The sequence below is a fragment of the Mycolicibacterium litorale genome (genome assembly GCF_010731695.1).
GTDB lineage: Bacteria > Actinomycetota > Actinomycetes > Mycobacteriales > Mycobacteriaceae > Mycobacterium > Mycobacterium litorale.
In genome coordinates, this window is the sequence record NZ_AP022586.1 from 2,882,128 (window position 1) to 2,903,934 (window position 21,807).

20 protein-coding genes are annotated in these 21,807 nt (G+C 71.3%); 13 read left to right on the top strand and 7 right to left on the bottom strand.

Going from position 1 to position 21,807, the window contains the following annotated elements; translation table 11 throughout:
- Nucleotides 1-18: 18 nt before the first annotated feature.
- Nucleotides 19-414, top strand: coding sequence for a DoxX family protein (locus G6N30_RS13655; RefSeq protein ID WP_163687576.1), 396 nt, complete (start codon nucleotides 19-21; stop codon nucleotides 412-414).
- Here G6N30_RS13655 and G6N30_RS13660 read toward each other — a convergent pair.
- Together G6N30_RS13660 and G6N30_RS13665 are read right to left on the bottom strand one after the other, a co-directional pair.
- Nucleotides 399-3,674, bottom strand: a complete 3,276-nt coding sequence (locus tag G6N30_RS13660; RefSeq protein ID WP_134053612.1) for an ATP-dependent helicase — start codon at nucleotides 3,672-3,674, stop codon at nucleotides 399-401. The genes G6N30_RS13655 and G6N30_RS13660 overlap by 16 nt on opposite strands.
- Nucleotides 3,671-6,811 (bottom strand): ATP-dependent helicase, encoded by a 3,141-nt coding sequence (locus G6N30_RS13665; RefSeq protein WP_134053614.1) that lies wholly within the window; start codon nucleotides 6,809-6,811, stop codon nucleotides 3,671-3,673. The genes G6N30_RS13660 and G6N30_RS13665 overlap by 4 nt, the downstream gene beginning before the upstream one ends.
- 6 nt (nucleotides 6,812-6,817) lie before the next feature.
- On the opposite strand from G6N30_RS13665, the gene G6N30_RS13670 reads away from it, so the two are divergent.
- Both G6N30_RS13670 and G6N30_RS13675 read left to right on the top strand, forming a co-directional pair.
- On the top strand, nucleotides 6,818-7,657 hold the full coding sequence (locus G6N30_RS13670; protein ID WP_134053616.1) for an alpha/beta fold hydrolase: 840 nt from the start codon (nucleotides 6,818-6,820) through the stop codon (nucleotides 7,655-7,657).
- Between the two features lie 2 nt (nucleotides 7,658-7,659).
- Nucleotides 7,660-7,956 (top strand): MGMT family protein, encoded by a 297-nt coding sequence (locus G6N30_RS13675; RefSeq protein WP_134053618.1) that lies wholly within the window; start codon nucleotides 7,660-7,662, stop codon nucleotides 7,954-7,956.
- Here G6N30_RS13675 and G6N30_RS13680 read toward each other — a convergent pair whose 3' ends face one another.
- The 3 genes from G6N30_RS13680 to G6N30_RS13690 all read right to left on the bottom strand — a co-directional run bounded on the left by G6N30_RS13680 (nucleotide 7,957) and on the right by G6N30_RS13690 (nucleotide 11,276).
- Nucleotides 7,957-8,811, bottom strand: coding sequence for a TIGR02569 family protein (locus tag G6N30_RS13680; RefSeq protein WP_134053620.1), 855 nt, complete (start codon nucleotides 8,809-8,811; stop codon nucleotides 7,957-7,959).
- 88 nt (nucleotides 8,812-8,899) lie between these two features.
- Nucleotides 8,900-10,081 carry an adenylyltransferase/sulfurtransferase MoeZ gene (gene moeZ, locus G6N30_RS13685; protein ID WP_179965633.1) on the bottom strand — a complete coding sequence of 394 codons (1,182 nt, stop codon included), beginning with the start codon at nucleotides 10,079-10,081 and terminating at the stop codon, nucleotides 8,900-8,902.
- A 118-nt stretch (nucleotides 10,082-10,199) separates the two neighbouring features.
- A complete protein-coding gene (locus tag G6N30_RS13690; RefSeq protein WP_407664653.1) occupies nucleotides 10,200-11,276 on the bottom strand; it encodes a DUF3152 domain-containing protein in 1,077 nt (358 codons plus the stop codon).
- A gap of 165 nt (nucleotides 11,277-11,441) precedes the next feature.
- On the opposite strand from G6N30_RS13690, the gene G6N30_RS13695 reads away from it, so the two are divergent.
- On the top strand, nucleotides 11,442-12,125 hold the full coding sequence (locus tag G6N30_RS13695) for an HTH-type transcriptional activator FasR (protein ID WP_134053624.1): 684 nt from the start codon (nucleotides 11,442-11,444) through the stop codon (nucleotides 12,123-12,125).
- Here the strand turns inward: G6N30_RS13695 and G6N30_RS13700 are convergent.
- Entirely contained in the window at nucleotides 12,112-12,366 is a 255-nt protein-coding gene (locus G6N30_RS13700) for a DUF3107 domain-containing protein (protein WP_134053626.1), read from the bottom strand. The two genes, G6N30_RS13695 and G6N30_RS13700, sit on opposite strands and share 14 nt — an antisense overlap.
- A 263-nt stretch (nucleotides 12,367-12,629) precedes the next feature.
- On the opposite strand from G6N30_RS13700, the gene G6N30_RS13705 reads away from it, so the two are divergent.
- Nucleotides 12,630-13,553 (top strand): hypothetical protein, encoded by a 924-nt coding sequence (locus tag G6N30_RS13705; RefSeq protein WP_134053628.1) that lies wholly within the window; start codon nucleotides 12,630-12,632, stop codon nucleotides 13,551-13,553.
- Nucleotides 13,554-13,557: 4 nt separating this feature from the next.
- On the opposite strand, the gene G6N30_RS13710 is transcribed toward G6N30_RS13705, so the two are convergent.
- Nucleotides 13,558-14,262 (bottom strand): ferritin-like fold-containing protein, encoded by a 705-nt coding sequence (locus G6N30_RS13710; protein WP_134053629.1) that lies wholly within the window; start codon nucleotides 14,260-14,262, stop codon nucleotides 13,558-13,560.
- Nucleotides 14,263-14,528: 266 nt separating this feature from the next.
- Between G6N30_RS13710 and G6N30_RS13715 the strand changes: the two genes are divergently transcribed.
- The 8 genes from G6N30_RS13715 to G6N30_RS13750 all read left to right on the top strand — a co-directional run bounded on the left by G6N30_RS13715 (nucleotide 14,529) and on the right by G6N30_RS13750 (nucleotide 21,805).
- Nucleotides 14,529-16,055: a DEAD/DEAH box helicase gene (locus tag G6N30_RS13715; RefSeq protein WP_134053630.1), complete on the top strand. Its 1,527-nt coding sequence runs from the start codon at nucleotides 14,529-14,531 to the stop codon at nucleotides 16,053-16,055.
- A gap of 21 nt (nucleotides 16,056-16,076) precedes the next feature.
- Entirely contained in the window at nucleotides 16,077-17,288 is a 1,212-nt protein-coding gene (locus G6N30_RS13720; protein ID WP_134053631.1) for an Rv3212 family protein, read from the top strand.
- A 71-nt stretch (nucleotides 17,289-17,359) separates the two neighbouring features.
- Complete coding sequence (gene nthB, locus G6N30_RS13725) at nucleotides 17,360-18,025, top strand: nitrile hydratase subunit beta (RefSeq protein ID WP_134053633.1); 666 nt, start codon at nucleotides 17,360-17,362, stop codon at nucleotides 18,023-18,025.
- Complete coding sequence (gene nthA, locus G6N30_RS13730; protein ID WP_134053634.1) at nucleotides 18,022-18,618, top strand: nitrile hydratase subunit alpha; 597 nt, start codon at nucleotides 18,022-18,024, stop codon at nucleotides 18,616-18,618. Before nthB ends, nthA begins: the two co-directional genes overlap by 4 nt.
- Nucleotides 18,615-18,953, top strand: coding sequence for a nitrile hydratase accessory protein (locus G6N30_RS13735; protein WP_134053636.1), 339 nt, complete (start codon nucleotides 18,615-18,617; stop codon nucleotides 18,951-18,953). The genes nthA and G6N30_RS13735 overlap by 4 nt, the downstream gene beginning before the upstream one ends.
- Nucleotides 18,931-20,361 carry a MocR-like pyridoxine biosynthesis transcription factor PdxR gene (pdxR, locus tag G6N30_RS13740; protein WP_134053638.1) on the top strand — a complete coding sequence of 477 codons (1,431 nt, stop codon included), beginning with the start codon at nucleotides 18,931-18,933 and terminating at the stop codon, nucleotides 20,359-20,361. The genes G6N30_RS13735 and pdxR overlap by 23 nt, the downstream gene beginning before the upstream one ends.
- 95 nt (nucleotides 20,362-20,456) lie before the next feature.
- Entirely contained in the window at nucleotides 20,457-21,095 is a 639-nt protein-coding gene (locus tag G6N30_RS13745; RefSeq protein WP_134053640.1) for an HD domain-containing protein, read from the top strand.
- On the top strand, nucleotides 21,092-21,805 hold the full coding sequence (locus G6N30_RS13750; protein ID WP_134053642.1) for an alpha/beta hydrolase: 714 nt from the start codon (nucleotides 21,092-21,094) through the stop codon (nucleotides 21,803-21,805). The genes G6N30_RS13745 and G6N30_RS13750 overlap by 4 nt, the downstream gene beginning before the upstream one ends.
- Nucleotides 21,806-21,807 lie beyond the last annotated feature (2 nt).

Below are 21,807 nucleotides of genomic sequence, written 5' to 3' on the forward strand. Positions count from 1 at the left end.
CACCAGCACAATGTAATCATGACCTCTCCCTCAGCCGTACTGCAGCGCGACGCCGGGTCCAAACTGGCCAAGCGCATGGCGGCGATGCTGGTCGGCATCGGCACCCTGCACTTCGTCACACCCAAGCCCTTCGACGGCATCATCCCGGCGGAGTTGCCCGGCAGCCCGCGGTTCTACACCTACGCGTCGGGAGTGGCAGAACTCGGTGTCGCCGCGGCGCTCGCGGCGCCGCAGACCCGCAAGGCCGGCGCGCTGGCCGCGATCGCGCTGTACGTCGGAGTGTTCCCCGGCAACGTCAACATGGTCCGGTTGTGGTGGGACAAGCCGTGGCCGATGCGGATCGTGGCGCTCGCACGGCTGCCGCTGCAGGTTCCGATGATCACCCAGGCGCTGAAGATCTACCGCGCTTCCTGACCCGCCGGCTGCGGCCCGCGCAGCAGTGCCGCGAGGTGGTCGACGTCGGGCAGATCCGCTGGGCGCACCGTCCGGCCTGAGCGGACGTAGTGGAACGCCGCCCGCACCCGCTCCACCGGGCAGCCACTGAGCGCGGCCCACGCGAGCCGGTAGACGGCGAGCTGGATCGCGGCGTGCTGCGCGGCGGCCGGGTTGTCCGGCGGTGCCCCGGTCTTCCAGTCGACGACCGTGGCGCCGCCGTCGTCGTCGGCGAACACCGCGTCGATGCGGCCCCGCACCATGGTCTCGCCGATGACCATGTCGAACGGCACCTCCACGTCGAGCGGTGTACGAGCGGCCCACGGGGACACCATGAACGACGTCTGCAGTTCGGTGAGCTGTTCGGCTTCGACGCGCCGGGTGTCGCTGTCGACCGCGCCGGGCAGATCGTCGAGGTCGAACAACCGCTCCGCGCCGAAGTAGCGCTGCACCCAGTCGTGGAACGCCGTCCCCAGCGAGGCGTGGGGATCGGGGCGCGCGGGCACCCGCCGGTTCAACCGCGACAGCACAGCGTCGGGATCGGTGCTCAGATCCACCAGCGTGCTGACCGACACCTCATTCGGCAGTGTCAGCGGCGTCTTCTGGGCTGCGCGCTCACGTTCGGCGAGCAGCGCGTCCACGTCGGCTGCCCAGCCGTCCACATCCTCGGCGGTCACGGTCGGGTCCGCCATCGCGCGGGCCACCAGTTCGGCGCCCCGGTCCACCACCGCCCGCCGGTCACCGGCCGGGTCGGCCGGCCAGAGCACCTCTTTGACGTTGTCGCGCAACGGGTTTCTCTCGCCGTCCGGCGGTGGCGGTGCCCACTGTTCGACGACCCCGCACGGCTGACCGTCCTGATCAGCCTGCTCGATGATGCCCTTGAGTTCCTCGAGGAATTCCGACGGGCCGCGCGGCTTGCCCTCCGTACCGCCCCAGTGGTGTCCCGAGAGGAGCAGCGTGTCCTCGGCGCGCGTCAGCGCCACGTACAGCAGCCGCCGTTCCTCATCGACGCGGCGCTGCTCGAGGTGACGTTTGTGATCGTTGATCCTGTCGCCCAGCATCTTTCGATCGTTGACGTCGGAACTGTCGAGCACGGGCACGCCGTGGTCGGTGGTGGTCGCACGGTCGCCGCGCAGCAGCGGGGGCAGCTCGGCCGGGTCGGACAGCCACGTGCGGGTCTGCGCGGTCGACGGGAAGATACGACCGCTCAGGTGCGGCACCGCCACGACCTGCCACTCCAACCCCTTGGCGGCGTGCACGGTCAAAATCTGCACCCGCTCCGTCGAGACCGCGAGCTCCGCTGGCGCCAGGCCGTTCTCGACCTCCACCGCCGCATCGAGATAGGCGAGCAACCCGTCGATCGTGGCGCCCGGGCGGCTCGCGTAGTCCGCGACGACGTCGACGAACGCGTCGAGGTGCTCGGTGCCCGACCAGCCCGCGGCTACCGGCATCCCCGCGCGGGCCTCGGCATCGACACCGAGCACCCGGCGCACCTCCGCGACGAGATCGGGCAGCGGCAAGCCGAGATGGCCGCGCAACGAGGTCAATTCGCGGCCCAGGGCGACGATGCGGCGATACCCCTCCGCCGAATACCGTTCGGCGGGTCCGGGATCGCAGATCGCATCGGCCAGGCACGCGGCGTCGGCATCCGGTGCGGCCCGCGCCACGATCTGCGCCGCGGTGGCATCCGGACCCGCGCTCCCGGCGCCGTCGATGTCGACGGCGCGCCGCCACAGCGCCGCGATGTCGCGGCCGCCGAGCCGCCACCGCGGACCGGTCACGGTGCGCACCGCCGCCGCCCCCGCGGTGGGATCGGCGACCAGGCGCAGCATCGCCACCACGTCGGCGACCTCGGTGATCCCGAGCAGGCCGGCCAGTCCGACCACCTCGACGGGAACACCGCGGGCGGTGAGCGCATCGGCCATCGGTGCCGCATCGGCGTTGCGGCGCAGCAGCACCGCCGCCGTGGGTGGCGGCTGCCCTTCGGCGCGCGCGGCGTGGTAGCGATCCGCGACCGCATCGGCCACCCAATCGCGCTCCAGTGCAACGTCGTTGAGCAGGGCGAGCCGGATGGTCCCGGGTTCGGCACCGGGACGGGGCCGTAACGACCGGACCGCCACCGACCGCTGCCGCGCCTCGGCGGACACCGCGTTGGCCAGGTGCAGTGTGCTCGGCGGATTCCGCCAACTGGTGCGCAGTTCCAGCGTGGGCGCGGGGCTGCCGTCGGAGCGCGGAAAGTCGGTGGCGAAGCGGGGCAGGTTCGTCGCGGACGCGCCCCGCCAGCCGTAGATGGACTGGATCGGATCGCCGACCGCGGTGAGGGCCAGAGCGTCGTCGACACCGCCGCCGAACAGCGCCGACAACGCCACGCGCTGCGCGTGTCCGGTGTCCTGGTATTCGTCGAGCAGCACCACGCGGTACCGCTCCCGCAGTTGCACGCCGACCTGCGGGAAGGCGGCGGCGAGCCGGGCGGCGGCGGCCATCTGCATCCCGAAGTCCATCACCTTCTCGTCCTGCATACGACGGTGCAGCGCGTCGATCAGCGGGATGAGCTCGGTGCGCTCGGTCTGGGTGGCGAGCATGCGCAGCAACCACTGGCTGGGCCCCCGGTCCCGCTGATGGGGGCCGGCGGGCAACGTGTGCACCAGGCGCTCGAGTTCGACGTGGGTGTCGCGCAACTCGTCGGTGTCGACGAGGTGTTCGGCGAGTTGACCGGCGAGGCGCAGCACCATCGAGGTGACCACCGCCGGAGTCTTGTCGATCTCGAGCGGGCCGGGATGCTCGCAGACGACCCGGTGGGCCAGCTGCCACATCTCGGTCGCCGTGATCAGGCGGGTTTCCGGTTCGATCGGCAGCAGCAGCCCGTGTTCGCGCAACAGTGTCCCGGCGAACGCGTGATACGTGCTGACCGTCGGCGGGTCGTCGACGGCGTCCGACCCGGCCGCGCCCGCGGGCACCAACCCCGCCCCGGCGAGCCGCGCCAGTCGCGTGCGCACGCGGCGCAGCAACTGACCGGCGGCCTTGCGGGTGAAGGTCAGCCCGAGGACCTGCCCCGGCGTCGCGTATCCGTTGGCGACCAGCCACACCACCCGTGCGGCCATGGTCTCGGTCTTTCCCGCCCCGGCACCGGCGATCACCACGACCGGCCCCGGCGGCGCGGCGATCACCGCCGCCTGCTCGTCGGTCGGGGCGAAAAGGCCGAGCGCAGAAGCCAACTCGGCGGGACTGTACCGGTCGGTCATGCGCGCTCTCCGGCAGCCTGGGCGGGGCAGCTGCTGCGCACCGGGCAGTGCGAGCAGCTGTCGTTGACCCGCGCGGCGAACGAGGGTCCCCGCGTGGCCGCGGCCGCCGCGCCGACATCCCTGCGCCACTGCTCGGCGGTGTCGGCGGTCAACGCGTCCTGCTCCCGCTCGGTCGGGCCTGCCGCGCCGCACTTGCCCAGATAGACCAGCTTGCCGCCGCCGGGCACCTCACCGTCGGCGAGCAGTCCCGCCGCGACGGCCAGCTGGTACATCGCCAACTGGGCGTGCCGCTGGGCGTCGTCCTTGGTGACCGGGCTCTTCCCGGTCTTCATGTCGACGACCACCAGCCGGCCGGCACTGTCGCGCTCCAACCGGTCGAGGCGGCCGCGCACGCGGACGGCGGGCACACCGTCCGCGGATTCGCAGATGACGCCGTCGACGTCGATCTCCGTGCCCACCTCGGTCAACTCACGGCGGGTCTGGGCACGCCACTGCTCGAACGCCGACAGCATCGCCTGGTGGCGCGTCAGCTCGTTGGCGGCGAACCACTGCGCCTCGAACGGCAGATCGTCCCAAACCCTTTCGAGGTCGTTGAGCAGCTGGCTCTCGGTCCTGCCCGATTCGGACACCAGCGCGTGCAGCAGCGACCCCACCGCCGACCGCACGTCGCGGCCGTCGCGCCCGCCGTGGCGCTCGAGCAGCCAGCGCAGGGGACAGTCGGCGAGCGTCTGCAGCGTCGACGGCGACAACGTGACGACCTGCTGATCGTCGCCCCACAGCGGCTCCTCGGTGGACAGCGCCGTCATCGCGTGCCACTGGCCGGGATCGGCGCCGGGCACACCGGCGGCCGCCAACCGGGCCAGCTGCGCCGCCGCGCATTCGCGGGCCGCATCCTCGACGGCGCCGTCAGGCGCGCACACCACCGCCCGCAACCGGCCCACCAGCGCGGACGGTGCGAGCACCCGCGGCGCCCGGACGGGAACCGCCGGACCGTCGCCCGGATCGGTGGCCAGCGCCGTCAGCTCCTGACAGAACGGCGACGGCAGCATCGCCTCGTCACCGCAGTCGCTGTCGACCGCGGTCACCAGGACGCGACGGCGGGCCCGCCCAAGGGCCGCGATCAGCAACCGGCGTTCCTCGGCGAGCAGCGGTGCGCGGGTGGACACCGCCCGGTCGGCGGAATCGATCACCCCGTCCAGCACGTCGACAAGGCGCTGGGTGCCCAGGACCCCGCCGCGGGGAATGGTGTTGGGCCACAATCCTTCTTGGAGCCCCGCGATCACGACGACCTCCCATTCGCCGGCCAGTGCGGCATGTGCACTGAGCACGGCGACGGCCTGCGGGGTGCGCTGCTCGCCGCGGCGCGCGGGCGGCAGCCCGAGCGTGTGCACGTGATCGAGGAGACCGCGCAGCGAGGCGCCCGTGGTACGGGTGACGTACTGGTCGGCGACGTCGAACAGCGCGGTGACCGCGTCCAGGTCCCGGTCGGCCTGTGCGCCCGCGGCGCCGCCGCGCTCGCTCGCCGCGAGCCACCGCCGCTGCAGCCCGCTGCGATGCCACGCCTGCCACAGCGTGTGCCGCGGGTCGAGCCCGTCCTCGACGCTGCGGCGGGCGGCCGACAGCACAGACCGCACCCTGCGCAGTGGTCGCTGCAGTTCCGCCGAGACCTCCGGCGGCGGACCGGTCAGCGCGGCGACGAGCAGGTCGGCGAACTCCCGCGGTGGCCGGCTGCCGTCGGCGCGGCGCAGCGCACGACGGAGCTGACGCATGGTGACCGGATCGACTCGGCCGATCGGACCGGCCAGCAGCGCCTCCGCGTGGGCGCCGGTCACCCCGTCGGCGGTGGCCTCGAGCACCGTCAGCAGCGCACGTACGGCCGGCTCGTCGGCCAATGGCGCGGCGGCGGGCAGATCGACGGGCACCCCCGCCGCGGTGAGCGCACGCGCCAGCGAGGCACCGGCACGGGGCAGCGAGCGCACGACGACGGCCATCTGTGACCATGGGACGCCGTCGACCAGGTGCGCGCGGCGCAGCGCATCGGCGATCAGCGCCGATTCGGCATGGGCGGTGGCGGCGATCCGCACCGCGACCGAACCGTCCTCGGGTCCCGAGCCCACGAGCTCGGCACGCTGACCGGGCAGCCGCTTGGCGATACCGGTGATCGCCCGGGCCACCGCGGGTGCGCAACGGTGGGACCGCGTCAGCGTGACCGCGAGTCCGTCGTCGGCGCGCAGGAGGGCCGGATCGGCACCGCGGTAACCGAACACCGACTGGTCGGGGTCGCCGGCGAGCACCGTGAGATCGGCGCCCGCGGCCAGTACCCGCACCAGCAGCGCGGCCTGCGGATCGAGGTGCTGGGCGTCGTCGACCAGCAGCAGGCCGATGCGGGTCCGCTCGGCGGCGAGCAGGTCGGCATCCGTCGCCAATGCCTCCAACGCGGCGCCGACCAGTTCGGCGGCCCCGAGGGCCGGTGTGGTCGCCTGGGGTGCGGCCATGCCGACCGCCGAGCGCAACAGCATGATCTGCTCGTAGGCCTGGGCGAACCGGCCCGCCGCCGCCCACTCCGGGCGACGCGACGACCGCCCGAGCCGTTGCAGTGCAACGGGATCCACACCGCGTTCGGTGCACCGGGCCATCAGATCGCGCAGTTCGGTCGCGAAACCCGCGGTGGCGAGCGCCGGGCGCAGCGCGGCCGGCCACGCGACCGGCGATCGGTCACCGTCCTCGAGGTCACCGGCGAGCAGTTCGCGGATGATGCCGTCCTGTTCGGCGCTGGTGATCAGCCGCGGCGGCGCATCACCGTTGCGCTGGGCGGCGAGCCGCAGCACCGCGAACGCGTACGAGTGGATGGTGCGGACGAGTGGTTCACGGACCACCTGGCGGGCGCCGCCCTCGAGCAGTCTGCGGGTCACCGCGGCGCGTGCCGCCGACCGCAGGGACGCCGAACCGGTCAGGAGCAGAACCGATTCCGGATCGGCGCCGGCGGCGATGTGCGCGGCGGCGGCGTCGACGAGCAGCGTCGACTTTCCGGTCCCCGGACCCCCGAGGACCCGCACCACACCGCGCTGCCCGGGCCCCAGCAGCGTGCGGGGATCGGTGCGGTCGGTGACGGGCGACTCGACGTCCGGTGCGGTCATGAGGGCATGACATCACGGGGGTCCGACAAGTCCCCGTCGGTGCCGGCTGGCACCATCGTCGAGGTGAGCCTGCATGTGCACCGCTACGGTCCCTCCGCACCCGCGCAGCTGCTGGCCGTGCACGGTTTGACCGGCCATGGTCAGCGCTGGCAGACGCTGGCGGAGCGGTACCTGCCCGAGTTCGCCGTGGCCGCACCGGACTTGATCGGCCACGGCAGGTCGACGTGGGCGGCGCCGTGGACGCTGGACGCCAACACCGAGGCGCTCGCCGCCCTGCTCGACGCCGACGGAGGCGGGCCGGTCGTGGTGGCCGGCCACTCCTTCGGTGGCGCGGTCGCCCTGGCCCTGGCGGCCGCGCGTCCGGACCTGGTGTCGGGGCTGGTGCTGCTCGACCCGGCGGTGGGCCTCGACGGTGAGTGGATGCGCGAGATCGCCGACGAGATGTTCGCCTCCCCCGACTACACCGACCGGGCCGAGGCGCGGGCGGAGAAGGTGTCCGGGTCGTGGGGGGAGGTCGATGCGGCCGAAGTGGACCGCGAACTCGACGAGCACCTGATCTCGCTGCCGAACGGCCGCAGCGGATGGCGGATCAGCATGCCGGCGATGATGTCGTACTGGAGTGAGCTGGCCCGGCCGGTCACGCTGCCGCGCGACGGGACGCCCACGACGCTGATCCGCGCGACGCGCACCGACCCGCCGTACGCCACCGATGAGCTGCTCACCGCGCTCGATGCCGCACTCGGACCGGATCTGACTGTGCTGCAATGGGATTGCGACCACATGGTGGGTCAGGCGAAACCGGCGGAGACGGCCGCGGTGATCCGCGAGCACCTCGAACGGCGCTGACCGTGGCGGCCATCACCGACGAACAGGTGGAGGCCGTGCGCGCGCTGGTGGCCCGGATCCCACCGGGACGGGTCGCGACCTACGGCGACATCGCCGACGCCGCCGAGTTGTCGAGCCCGCGCATCGTCGGCTGGATCATGCGCACCGACTCGTCGGACCTGCCGTGGCACCGGGTGATCGGCGCGAGCGGGCGGCCCGCGCCGCACCTGGCCACCCGCCAACTCGAACTGCTGCGCGCCGAAGGGGTGCTCGCCGTCGACGGCCGGGTGCCGTTGCGCGAGGTGCGCCACACCTTCTGATTAGAGCACCAGCCGCACCAGCGCCGCGGTCCGCGCCAGACCGGGGAACGCCGCGGCCGTCGACCGCGGGTGCAGGGCATGGACGGCGAGCCGGAATATCAACGCGCGCAACAGCATCTGCGGCCACTCCGGCAGCGACGCCCAGCGCTCGATCAGGCCGTCGTCGGCTTCACCCCACGACAACGCGTCGACGACCACCACGCCCGCCGCCCACGATGCCGGCCGCCAGTACGGCGTGATGTCGGTGATCCCCGGCGCGGCGGCACCGGCGAACAGCACCGTCCCGTAGAGATCGCCGTGCACCAGCTGGCTCGGGCTCTTGGTGACCCGCCGCAGGGTGGCGAGCTGATTGATCAGTTCGATCGAGCGTTGCCCGTCGGACGAGCCAGGTGCCACCCGCGCACCCGGCGGCAGGGAGTGCAGCGGACGCTCCTCCCAGGCCGCGCGGTCCGCGGCGATGAACACGTCGACGTCGGCCCACGGCGCCACGGGCGGCTGGGTGAGGAACCGCGGCCGCTCGAGTTTCGCGGTGGCCTCGTGCAGCCGCACCGCCGCGGACACCACCTCGTCATGCCGGGGTTCCGGAGTGCCGGCGACGAACGTGTCGGCCCGCCAACCGGCCACGACATAACGCCCGTCGGTGGATCGCACGGGCCGCGCCAGCCGCACCCCGTCGACGAACAGCGTCTCGCGCACCTTCGCCGACCAGGCGGCCCGGGCGTGGTCGGCGATCATCGACAACACGACCTCGCCGCAGCGCCAGCCGCCCTCCCAGCTCGATCCGAGCGGTACCGGGCGCACGCCGACGAGTCCGAACGCGGCCAGGACGTGGTCGGGCGGGCGCTCGGTGCTCACAGCGTCAGGTTACCGGTGACAGTGCCGACAATTGACGCGCTGACCTGCTGTGTCGCCGAGCCGTTGCCGGGCTGAGATCAAACGCCGATCAGTACATCACCATGTCGGGCTCGAGTTGCCGGGCCCACGCCACGATGCCGCCCTGCAGGTGCAGCGCATCGGAGAACCCGGCCCGCTTCACCGCGGCCAGCGCCTCCGCGGAGCGGACCCCGGTCTTGCAGTACAGCACCGGGATCCGGTCGTGCGGCAGCTTCGCGAGCCCGTCGCCCGCCTCGATCGCCGACTTCGGGATCAGCTCGGCGCCCTCGATGTGGTTGATGTCCCACTCGACCGGCTCGCGCACGTCGATCAGCGCCACCGGCTTACCCGCGTCGATCAGCTCGCGCAGTTCCCGCGGGGTGACGGTGGAGTCGGCGGCGGCCTCGGCGGCCGCCTCGGAAACCACGCCGCAGAAGGCCTCGTAGTCGATCAGTTCGGTGATCTTCGGCGTCGCGGGATCCTTGCGGATCTTGATCGTGCGGTACGTCATGTCCAGCGCGTCGTACACCATCAGGCGGCCGAGCAGCGGTTCGCCGATGCCGGTGATCAGCTTGATGGCCTCCGTGCCCATCACCGACGCGATCGACGCGCACAGGATGCCCAGCACGCCACCTTCGGCGCAGGACGGCACCATGCCCGGGGGCGGCGGTTCGGGGTAGAGGTCGCGGTAGTTGAGGCCCCGCTCGTTGCCGTCCTCGTCGGCCGGCGCGTCCTCCCAGAACACCGACACCTGGCCTTCGAACCGGTAGATCGAACCCCAGACGTAGGGCTTACCGGCCAGCACCGCGGCGTCGTTGACCAGGTAGCGGGTGGCGAAGTTGTCGGTGCCATCGAGGATGAGGTCGTACTGCGAGAACAGTTCGACGGCGTTGTCGGGCTCCAGCCGCACCTCGTGCAGCCGCACCTCCACCAGCGGGTTGATCTCGAGCACCGAATCGCGCGCGCTCTGGGCCTTGGACCGCCCGATGTCGGACTGGCCGTGGATGATCTGGCGCTGCAGGTTGGATTCGTCGACGACGTCGAATTCGACGATGCCGATGGTGCCCACCCCGGCCGCGGCCAGGTACAGCAGCGTCGGCGAGCCCAGGCCGCCGGCGCCGATCACGAGCACCTTGGCGTTCTTGAGCCGCTTCTGTCCGTCGACACCGAGGTCGGGAATGATCAGGTGACGGCTGTAGCGTGCGACCTCTTCGCGGGTCAGTTCGCCCGCCGGCTCCACCAGCGGAGGCAATCCCACATTCCCGGACACCGGTATCTCCCTCAGAATCTGCGGTGCGTCGACCACAGCGGTCGAGTCACCTTCACAATAGGCACCTGGCACAACACCGGAGATGCCCGCAGGCTTCCCGTCAGGCGATCGGATACGGCCAGGGATTGAAGCGGCACGTCAGCCCGTCGGCGCGCACGGTCTCCGGGTCGAACCGCGCGGCGTCGTCGTTGGCGGTGGAGAACGTCTGCTGCATCATGATCGGCGCCAGCGCCCCGTTCTCGAGGCAGGATTCGTGGCGCTGGTAGCCGATCGCGTGACCGACCTCGTGGTTGATGACGTACTGCCGGTAGGACCCGATGTCACCCTGGAACGGCACCGCGCCCCGCACCCAGCGCGCCTCGTTGATGAACACCCGGGGCTGGTCGCCGAGATAAGCCGGGTTGTAGCAGGACGCCTCGAGCGGGATGTCGTAGCCGCAGCCCTCGCGGATGGTCAGCGGTGAGGTCAGCGACACCCGGAAGTCGGGCACCCCGGCGTCGATCCGGGTGAACGCGAACTGAGGGTTGTGGGTCCAGCTCTTCGGATTGGCCAGCGTCTGGTCGACCATCCGAGCGAAACCCTCGTCACCGCCGAACCCGGTCGTGTCGAGTCCGTCCTCCACCTCGACGGTGTAGGTGAAGTTCTTGGTGGTCCCCTGCCCGACCTGCGGCGAGGTGCCGGGAACGATGTGCCAGGTCCGGGCGCCGGCCTCGGTGAACGGCCCGCCGGCGGGCAGGATCCCGGTCGGCAGGTTGGCGTCGAACTGGGTGAGCCCGCGGGGCGGCGCGCCGACGATCGCGGTGCTGGCCACGCCGATCGTCGGGGGGCCCTGGACCGGGCCCTCCTCATCGGCGGCCTGCTGCGGCACGCTGGTGCCGGTGACGGTCTGATAGATGACGACGACGGTGAGCACCGCGAGCACCGGCAGCGCGTACGCCCGCCACCCGTACGTCGAGACGAACCGGCCGACCCACGTCTGTTTGCGCCAGTGTCTGCGCTCGTCGCGGTTGGACCGGGCGCGCCCGCTGTCCTCGGTCAGCGGGTCGCGCTGAGCGCGCAGCGGATCGCGGTGGGCGCGCCGCGGATCCTGCCACTCCGTGCGCACCGCCGGGACCCGGCCGTCCCCGCGACGCTCAGGACCCGTGGGTCCGCCACGCGCCCGGGGGTCGTAGGTCACGAAAACAGGATGGCACAGACCCGTGGACTTGAGTTTCCGGCGCGCCACCGCCTGCACGGCAGGTGTGGTGACGCGCAGCTCGGACCATCGGTAGTAGTGTCGAAACGATGCGCGCCTGGGCTGAGCACCACCAAGCGTGCCAGCCGAATCCAGATTGAGGACTTGATGAGCGATCTCGCCAACACCGCTGAGAGGAGAGGCGACAAGCCCGCCAACGGCACCGGGCCCAAGGGCACCACCGGCAACAACCGGCGCGGCAATCGACTTCCTCGCGACGAGCGCCGCGGGCAGTTACTGATCGCTGCGAGCGAGGTTTTCGTCGACCGGGGCTACCACGCCGCAGGCATGGACGAGATCGCCGACCGCGCCGGAGTGAGCAAACCGGTTCTCTATCAACACTTCTCGTCGAAGCTCGAGCTGTACCTCGCGGTTCTGCAGCGCCATGTCGACAACATGGTCTCCGGTGTGCGCCAGGCGCTGCGAACCACGACCGACAACCGGCAGCGGCTGCGCGCGGCCGTTCAGGCCTTCTTCGATTTCATCGAGCACGACAGCCAGGGCTACCGGCTGATCTTCGAGAACGACTACACCACCGAGCCGCAGGTGGCCGCTCAGGTGAAAGTGGCCACCGAGGCCTGCACCGACGCCGTGTTCGACCTGATCAGCCGCGACTCGGGGCTGGAGGCGCACCGGGCCCGGATGATCGCGGTGGGCCTGGTGGCCATCAGCGTGGACTGTGCCCGCTACTGGCTCGATGCCGAACGACCGATCTCGAAAGACGATGCGGTCGACGGCACCGTGCACTTCGCGTGGGGCGGGCTGTCCCACGTGCCGCTCACCCGTTCTTGATGGCCTCCGCGCCGACCACACCGAACCCGACCCGCCGCACGTCGGCGGCGCCGATCTCCACATAGGCGATCCGGGTCGTCTGCACCAGGTACCGCCGGCCCTTCTCGTCGGATAGAGCCAGCACGCCGCCCGCACCCCCCGAGAGTGCGTCGGTCACCAGTTTCTCGACCTCACTGGGCGTCTGTGCGCTGTTGAGGACGAGCTCGCGTGGGCTGTCCGAGACACCGATCTTGACCTCCACGCTTGAACCCTTTCGTCGTACCGTCGCTGACTGCTTCGCTATCCGGAAAGGCTAGTGGACGGCCTCCGCCCTGCGCCGCCCTGGTGATTACGCGCTGCGCGAAGCCGTGCCGCGCACCACCCGGCGGCTGTTTCGCGACGGTCACAGGCGGCGACCGAACCGACGCCGGACCGTGACCGAATCGGATGCTCTGCGACCTCATCTGTCACTTTCGCCCCGCTAGCATCGGACGCAGAGCCGCTGAACGCTACCGGAAAGCCATCATGACCAGGCAATATTCGCCTCACACGCCGTATTCGCGCACGCGCACCGAACGTCTGGACCGTGCGCGCGCCGATTACCGGGGCTACGGCGAACCACCGAGCCACGAGCCCTACGACGGCTCCGAGCACCCGGGCTACCGCCAGTACGCCGAGTCGGCGATCGGGTCCGACACGTACCGCGCGCGCGAAAGTCACGGCGGCTACACCGGCTACACCGGCTACTCGGGCTACCCGGGTTACGGCGACTACCGGCCGCCCGGCGACCGAACCTCCGCGGAGCCCGCGGACCTCGAGGACGACACCGAGGATTACGAGGACTACGAGGCGTACGTCACCGCCATCGACAGCCGCTGGAAGTGGATCGCCGGAGCCTCGGGCGCGATCCTGCTCGTGGCGGTGATCTGCACGGTGGTGATCCTCGGCGGCGGCGACAGTGGATCGGTGTCCGCGACCGTCGCGCCTCCCGCGCCGAGCCGTCCGCCGGCCACCGCGGCACCGCAGGACACGGCGGCCCCGCTGCCCCCGCCGGTCGCGTCGCTGGCGCCCGAAACCGTCACCACCGTGACACCGACACCGCCGCCTGCGCCGTCCGAGAGCGTCGCACCGGAGCCGGTGCCCACCGCGGTCGCTCCCCCGCCGCCCCCGGCGGCCAACTCCCGCACGATCACCTACACCGTGACGGGCAACCGCCAGATCATCGATCTGGTGACGGTGATCTACACCGACCAGCAGGGCGCCCTGCAGACCGACGTCAACGTGGCGCTGCCGTGGTCCAAGACCGTGGTGCTCGACCCCGGTGTCGAACTGAAGTCGGTCACCGCGACCAGTGTCGGCGGTCAGCTCAACTGCGCGATCACCGACGCCGCGGGCACGGCGCTGGTGGCGCAGAACAACAACTCGATGATCGCCACCTGCACGCAGTAGCCGCTCAGGCCAGGCCGAGCTCCTGCATCCGGGCGTGATGGGTCTGCTGCAACCGATCGAAGAACCCCGCCATCTGGGTCAGCCCCTCACCGCCGGCCATCACCAGATCGACGAGTTCGTCGTGATCGGCGAGCACGTACTGCGCCTGGGTGATCGCCTCACCGAGCAGCCGGCGTGACCACAGCGCCAACCGGTGCCGCTGGCGTTCACTGGCGCTGACCGCGGCCTGCACCTCGGCGACCACGAACTGCGAATGCCCGGTCTCGGCCAGCACACCGCGCACCACCGAAGCCACCTCGTCGGGCAGGGCGCCGGTGATCTCGGCGTAGAAATCCGCGGCCAGCGCATCGCCGATGTAGGTCTTGACCAGCGCTTCGAGCCAGGTGCTCGGGGTTGTCAGCCGGTGGTAGTTCTCCAGCGCCGATGCGTACTTCGTCATCGCCGGCACCACGTCGACGCCGCGGCGCTCCATGGCGTCGCGCAGCAACTCGTAGTGGTTCATCTCGGCGGCCGCCATGCTCGCCATGTTGATGCGCCCGCGTAGGTTCGGCGCCATCCGCGCCTCCTCGGTCAGCCGGTAGAACGCGGCCACCTCACCGTAGGCGAGCAGCGCGAACAGTTCGTCGACGCCGGGATGGTCGGCCGACACACCTGCCGTCTCAGCAGTGACCGTCTGCTCTCCCGCGGCTGCAGGTTGCGTCGAATTCATGGCCCAACTGTAATGGCCGCCGAGCGCCGCGCAGCGCCGGCAAAGCCATCCAGGGTATGATGACCGCAGGCAGCGGCTCCCATGAGACCGGCCGCTTCCGAAAGAAATGTGCGTACACGCGTTGGCCCGCCTCCGAAAGCGCAGGGCCCAGCGGATCGGCACCGCCCGTGACGGGCGACGAGGCCGCTTCATCGTCAGACTCGTGTGCGCGTGGAAAACCACGAAGCCGACCACGAGGTCGACTATGAAAGGCCACGTTCACCCGCATGACTCCATTGACAACACCTGTTGACATGACATTCGCCAGCCTTGGCGTCCGCGACGAAATCGTCCGCGCACTCGCCGAGGAAGGCATCCACCAACCGTTCGCCATCCAGGAACTGACGCTGCCCATGGCGTTGGCCGGCGACGACCTCATCGGCCAGGCCCGGACCGGCATGGGCAAGACCTATGCCTTCGGCGTCCCGCTGCTGCAGCGCGTCACGACCGACCCCGAGAAGGAGCTGAGCGGGATACCCCGCGCCCTGATCGTGGTGCCCACCCGCGAGCTGTGCCTCCAGGTCCACAGCGACCTGTCGCTGGCCGCCAAGTACCTCACCGCAGGTGACCGCAAGCTCTCGGTCGTCTCCATCTACGGCGGACGGCCGTACGAGCCGCAGATCGAGGCGTTGCGCCGCGGCGCCGACGTCGTCGTCGGCACCCCGGGCCGCCTGCTCGACCTGGCTCAGCAGGGCCATCTGCAGCTCGGCGGCCTGTCGGTGCTGGTGCTCGACGAGGCCGACGAGATGCTCGACCTGGGCTTCCTGCCCGATATCGAGCGCATCCTGCGTCAGACCCCCGACACCCGTCAGGCAATGCTGTTCTCCGCCACGATGCCGGACCCGATCATCACGCTGGCTCGCACGTTCATGAACCAGCCCACGCACATCCGCGCCGAGTCCCCGCAGTCCTCGGCCACGCACGACACCACCGCACAGTTCGCCTACCGCGCCCACGCGCTGGACAAGGTCGAGATGGTCAGCCGGATCCTGCAGGCCGAGGGCCGCGGGGCGACGATGATCTTCACCCGGACCAAGCGCACCGCGCAGAAGGTGGCCGACGAACTCGCCGAACGCGGATTCAAGGTCGGCGCCGTCCACGGCGACCTCGGGCAGGGCGCGCGCGAGAAGGCGCTCAAGAGCTTCCGCACCGGCGATGTCGACGTACTGGTCGCCACGGACGTGGCGGCCCGCGGTATCGACATCGACGACATCACCCACGTCATCAACTTCCAGATCCCCGAGGACGAGCAGGCCTACGTGCACCGCATCGGCCGCACGGGGCGCGCGGGCAAGACCGGCGTCGCGGTCACCCTGGTCGACTGGGACGAGCTGCCCCGCTGGTCGATGATCGACAAGGCGCTGGGCCTCAACACTCCGGATCCCGCCGAAACCTATTCCAGCTCACCGCATCTCTACGAAGAGCTTGGCATCCCGGCCGACGCCGGCGGCTCGGTGGGCCAGTCGCGTTCGAAGGCTCCGGCCAAGCGCGCCGACCGCGGCGAACGCGCCGAGCGCCCCGAGCGCGACGGTGAGGACAAGCCGGCGCGCAGCCGCTCACGCAGCCGTCGCCGCACCCGCGCAGGCAAACCCGTCACCGGACACGTCGAGGCGTCGGCCGAGCAGGACTCGCCTGAGGTGCCGGCCGTCGAGGACGGTGGCAGCGGAGACGCCGAGGCCGGCGGTGAGGCCGACCACGCCGGGCGCCGGCGCCGCCGTCGGCGTCCGCGCAAGGCCGCGTCCACCACCAACTGACCGGCACGGTCAGCGTCATCCGTGGTCAAACCGGAGCGCCGCACCCGCGGTGACGTGATGGCCGCCGTGGCGATCGCCGCTGTGATCGCGGTCGTCGCGGCCCTGGTCTGGTGGACCAGCGACGCCAGGGCCACCATCAGTGAGCCGGCTTCGGCGGCGATACCCGATCCCGAACCGGCGACCCAGGTGCCGGCGTCGCTGCGGGAGCTGTGGAGCGCGGCGAGCCCGAAGACCCGGCTCCCCGTCGTCGTCGGCGGCAGTGTGGTCACCGGCGAGGGTTCGACCGTGCTGGGCCGCGACCCTGCCACCGGCGACACGGTGTGGACCTACGCGCGCGGAGTCGAGTTGTGCGGTGTCACATCGGTGTACCACTACGCGGTGGCCGTCTACCCCGACACCCGCGGCTGCGGGCAGGTCAGCACCATCAACGGCCGAACGGGCAAGCGCGGCAACGCACGTACCGGTTACGCCGACCGCGAGGTGATGCTGAGTACGGACGGCACGACCGTGCTGTCGGCCGGTGAGACCCGACTCGAGGTGTGGCGTTCGGACATGGTCCGCATGCTCAGTTACGGCGCGCTGGACGCGCGGATCAAACCCGACGTGCCCGCGGCGCCGCTGTGCCGCTTCACGTCGGCCGCCGCCAGTTCGTCGGCCGTGTCGGTGCTCGAGGCGTGCCCCGGCGAACCCACGCTGCGGCTGACCCTGCTGCGGCCGTCCGACGAAGAGGACACCCCGGACGTCAAGTTCGTCGAGCTGTCCGACGTGCCCGCCGACTCCGACGCCCGGGTCATCGCGGTGTCGGACACCACGACGGCCGTCTATCTCCCCACACCTCAGCCGACCGTCAACATCGTCGACGAAACCGGGACGACCGTCGCCAGCACGCTAATGACCGCACCGGCCTCACCGCACGCGGTCGCGACGCGCGCCGGCGACCTGATCACCTGGTGGACCGGCGATTCAGTGATGGTGTTCGATTCGTCCGGCCTGCGCTACAAGTACACGGTCACCCCCTCGGGCGGGAACGTGCCGCTGGGCCCGGCGGCCGAGATGGCCGACCGGTTGCTGGTGCCCGTCACCGACGGCTACGACGTCTTCGCGCCCGGTACGGGCGCCGGCGAACGCCACATCGCGCTCTCCCGCCCTGCCGTCGACGGCGCGGTCATCCCCGCGGTCAGCGGCGACCACGTCGTGGAACTGCGCGGCGGCGAACTCGTCGGGCTCGGCTGAGCGCGAAGAACCTCCCCACCTCGCTGGATCGCGGTCCTAGACTTCCCCCAGAGGTCTTTTGGAGGTGCGGTATGGACGGCATCGCCGACATGGGCGGCACCGAAGGATGGGGCCGCGCGCAGCGACCACAACCCGATGAGCCGGTGTTCCCGGAACCGTGGCACGGCCGGGCGTTCGCGCTGAGCCTGCTGGCGAACCGGTTGGCCGGCGGCAACCTCGACTCGTTCCGGCACGCGTTGGAGCGGCTGGACCGCGGCGCCTATCTGGACGACGGCTACTTCGGGAGATGGCTGAACGGGGCCGAGCGGATCCTCACCGAGAACGACCTGCTGGCGTCGTCGGCGGTCGACGCGCGCGCCCGCACACTGCGCGGCGAGCGGGTCGAGGAGCCGCCGAGCCCCCAACCGGCCGCCCGCGAGGCACGTTCCGCCGCCCCCGGCTCACGCCGCGAAGTGCAATCCGCGCCCGCGTTCGCCGTCGGTCAGCGGGTGCGGGCCAAGAACCTCTCCCCGGCCGGGCACACCCGGTTGCCACGCTACGTCCGCGGCCACACCGGGGTCGTCACGCTGGTCGAGCCGGCCTTCGTGTTCCCCGACACCAACGCCCACTTCCGGGGCGAGGATCCGCAGTACGTGTACACGGTCGCGTTCGACTCGCGGGAACTGTGGGGCGAGGACACCGAGCCGTTCACCCTGACGATCGAGATGTTCGAGAGCTACCTCGAGGAGGCCGGATGACCGCCAGCCAGTCGGACCGCGACGTCCCGCCGGCGTTGCGCACCGAGGCGCTCGAGCAGTTGCTCACCGAACGCGGCCTGATCGATCCCGCCGCGTTGGAGGGGATCATCACGACCTATCAGAGGCACGTCGGACCGCTCAACGGCGCCACGGTCGTCGCCAGGGCGTGGACCGATCCGCAGTTCCGGCGCAGGCTGCTCGACGACGGCACCGCAGCGATCGACGAGATGGGCTTCCTCGGACCCCAGACCGAACACGTCATCGCCGTGGAGAACACCCCCGCCGACCATCACGTGGTGGTGTGCACCATGTGCTCGTGCTACCCCTGGCAGCTGCTCGGCCTGCCGCCCAGCTGGTACAAGGATCCGGCCTACCGGTCGCGAGTCGTCCGGGAACCCCGCCGGGTGCTGGCGGAGATGGGCCTCGACCTGCCGCCAGAGGTCCGCATCACCGTGCACGACTCGAGCAGCGAGGTGCGCTGGCTGGTGGTGCCGCAGCGGCCGCCGGGCACCGAACACCTGACCCAGGAACAGCTCGTCCCGCTGGTCACCCGGGAGGCCATGGTCGGCGTCGCGCAGGTGCAGGCGCCGTGACGATCGCCGACCTCGACACCGAAGGGCCGGCCGCGCCACCGCGCGCCAACGGCGAGCTCGTGTTCGAAGAGCCCTGGGAGAGCCGGGCTTTCGGCATGGCGGTGCTGCTGTCGGAGGCGGGCGTGTTCACCTGGCCGCAGTTCCGCGACGCCCTGGTGGCGCGCATCGACCGCTGGGAATCCAGTCATGACGGGGGTGGCTGGCACTACTACCGGCACTGGCTGGGCGCGCTGGAGGACGTGCTCAGCGCACACGGCACCGTCGCGACCGACCGCGTCACCGTCCGGGCCCGCGCGCTGGCCCTGCGCCCCGATGGCCACGACCACCGGCACTGACCCCCGCCCCGCCGCCGAGCACCCGGTGGCCGGGTTGGACCTGCATCTGGACCGGCCCGACGGGCGGGTCCGCGACAGCCTCATGGAAGCGTTGCGCGACGCGATCCGGTCAGGGCGGCTCGCACCGGGCACCCGGCTTCCGTCGAGCCGGACGCTGGCCGCCGATCTGGGCGTGGCCCGCAACACGGTCGCGCGGGCGTATTCCGGCCTGGTCGCCGAGGGCTGGCTGGCCTCGCAGCACGGGTCCGGGACCACGGTGTCGCCGCGAGCTGCCGGAGTGCGCCGCGTCCAGACCGCGCGACGCCGGCCACCGCCCCCGCGCCAGCCGGACCACGACCTGCGGCCGGGCCACCCCGACCTGTCGTCGTTCCCCCGCTACGAGTGGAGCCGCGCGGTGAAGCGGGCGCTGCAGGCCGCCCCCACCGAGGCGTTCGGTTATGCCGATCCACGCGGCAGGCCGGAGCTGCGTGAGTCGCTCGCCGAGTACCTGGCCCGAGCGCGCGGCGTCCGGTCGGACCCCGACGACATCGTCGTGTGTTCCGGCGCCGCCCAGGGCCTGGACCTGCTGGCCGCGGCACTGGCCGACACAGGCGTGGAGGCGGTCGCGGTCGAGGAGTTCGGCCTGCCGACCCAGCGCCGGTCGCTGGCCCGGGCGGGACTGCGGTGCCCGCCGTTGGCGGTCGACGCCGATGGCGCCGACGTGCATGCGCTCGAGGCCATGCCCGGTGTGGGCGCCGTCGTCCTCACGCCGGCGCATCAGTTCCCGCTCGGCGTCCCCCTGCACGCCGACCGGCGCGCCGCGGTCGTCGACTGGGCCCGCCGGACCGGCGGCGTGATCGTCGAAGACGACTACGACGGTGAATTCCGCTACGACCGCAAACCCGTCGGCGCACTGCACGGCGACGATCCCGAGCGGGTCGTCTACCTCGGCACCGCGAGCAAATCGCTGGCCCCCGGACTGCGGCTCGGGTGGCTCCTCCTGCCCCGCCGGCTCGTCGAGGCGGTCGCCCGTCAGAAGGGGGAGACCGAAGAGACCTGCGGGTTCGTCGAACAGACGGCGATGGCCGAGTTCATCCGGTCCGGATCCTACGACCGACACATCCGCACCATGCGTGCGCAGTACCGGCGACGGCGTGAACAGCTCGTCACGGCCGTCGCCCACACGTCGCCGGGCACTGCGGTCACCGGTCTGCCCGCCGGCCTGCACGCGGTCCTGACGTTGCCGGGCGGCGGTGAGAGCGCGCTGGCAACCCGTCCGTCGTGGCGACGTCTGGCCGTCGAAGGACTCGACCTCTACCGCCACCCTGAGACCCGTTCCGACCGCGACGGCGTGGTGGTCGGGTTCGCCGCCCCGGCGCCGAGCGCATGGTCGGCCGCACTGGCGGCACTGGTCGCCCAGCTGCCCTGACCGTCACTGGACCCCGTTCATCGCGCAGAAGTGGCCCACGAACGGGCGGACGACGGCGCTAGCGTCGAAGACAGTCGGCGGGTGAGAGGTGGACGATGACGAGAACCGTTGCGGGAATCGAGATCCCGGACTCGGCGATGGCGCGGGAAGTCACGGAACTGGTCCGCGACGCCGCCGACGACCTGCTGTTCGGCCACTCACTGCGGTCGTATCTGTGGGGCATGTTGCACGGCCGCCACCGCGGCCTGGCACCGGACCCCGAAATGCTCTATGCCGCAGCGATGTTCCACGATCTGGGTCTGACGCCCCGATACCGCAGGGTCGATCAGCGGTTCGAACTCGACGGCGCCGATGCGGCGCGCGACTTCCTCGTCGACCACGGTTGTTCGCACGCCGCGGCCCGCACCGTCTGGCTCGCGGTCGCGCTGCACACGACGCCGGAGATCCCCGACCGTCTGGAACCGGAGGTCGCGCTGCTCATCGCCGGCGTGTCGACCGACGTGGTCGGGGCCGGGGCCGATGCCCTGACACCGGAGGAGATCGCCGAGGTGTGTGCCGCACAGCCGCGGACGAATTTCGCCGACGGGATCCTGCACGCCTTCCACGCCGGGATGAAGGATCGGCCGCAGACGACCTTCGGCACGATGAACGTCGACGTGCTGGCGCATTTCGACCCCGAGTTCACCCGCGTCGACCTCGTCGACCTGGTCGTGAAGAACCCACTGCCCCAGTGAGCACGCATCCGACGAGCCAGGGGCTCCCGTCACTGGTGCTCGTGCACGGCGCCTGGCACCGCCCGGAGCACCTGCAGCCGCTGGTGGCGGAGCTGCGTGGGATCGACACCCACACCGTGGCGCTTCCCAGCACCGGACACGATCCGGCGACCCTGGGCGACATGTACGCCGACGCCGACGTGATCGCCGCGGCCGTCGCCGCCGTCGGCGGCCCGACCGTCGTCCTCGCGCACTCCTACGGCGGCGTTCCCACCACCCAGGCGTTGCGCGACGCGGGCAACGTCCGGCGGATCGTCTACCTCGCCGCCTTCCAGCTGGACGCCGGTGAGTCCCTGTTCTCCGTCAGCGGCGGCTCGCCGATGACGTGGTCATCGGTGCACCGGTCGGCGGCCGGCGACTACGTCGACGTCAGAACTCCCGTCGACGTGTTCTACGACGATGTCGACCCCGTCACCGCCGACCGCGCGGTCAGCCAGCTCGGCTACCTGTCGTACGCGGCCGGGGAACAGGTGGTGACCGAGGTGGCGTGGAAAGAGGTGCCCAGCACCTACGTCGTCTGCACCGCGGACAAGGCCCTTCCGCCCGCGGTGCAGGAGCGGTTCGCCCGGCGGGCCGACGAGGTGCGACGGATCAACGCCTCGCACTCCCCGTTCCTGTCGCAACCCGCGCAGCTGGCCCGGCTCATCACGGACGTGCTGGCACGCGCCTGAAG